Origin of the sequence: Corallococcus praedator (assembly GCF_003612125.1) — a bacterium.
Taxonomy (GTDB): domain Bacteria; phylum Myxococcota; class Myxococcia; order Myxococcales; family Myxococcaceae; genus Corallococcus; species Corallococcus praedator.
Window position 1 is genome coordinate 1 of the sequence record NZ_RAWI01000875.1, and the last position, 497, is coordinate 497.

The 497-nt window shown below is 68.4% G+C and carries 1 protein-coding gene; it reads left to right on the plus strand.

Features of this window, described 5'->3' with window-relative positions; all coding sequences use genetic code 11:
• On the plus strand, nucleotides 1–497 hold a 497-nt coding region (locus D7Y13_RS42220; protein WP_244222481.1), incomplete at both ends, for a condensation domain-containing protein.

The window sequence follows — 497 nt, forward strand, 5'->3', positions numbered from 1 at the left end:
CTGCCGGAGTTGCCGGTGCAGTACGCGGACTACGCGGTGTGGCAGCGGGAGTGGCTGAAGGGCGAAGTGCTGGAGGCGCAGCTCGGCTACTGGAAGCAGCGGCTGGAGGGAGCGCCGCGAGCGCTGGAGTTGCCGACGGACAAGCCGCGTCCGGCGGTGCAGACGTACCGGGGAGACACGAGGCCGGTGCAGTGGCCGAGGGCGTTGTGGGAGTCGGTGAAGGGGCTTGCGCAGAGGGAGAACGCAACGCCCTTCATGGTGCTGCTGGCGGCGTTCCAGGCGGTGCTGGGGAGGTACGCGGGGCAGGAGGACGTGAGCGTGGGCTCTGCCATCGCGAACCGCACGAGGGCGGAGACGGAGGGGCTGATTGGCTTCTTCGTGAACACGCTGGTGTTGAGGGCGAAGCTGAAGCCGGAGGAGAGCTTCCGGCAGTTGCTGGCGCAGGTGCGGGAGACGACGCTGGGTGCGTACGCGCACCAGGAAGTGCCATTCGAGAG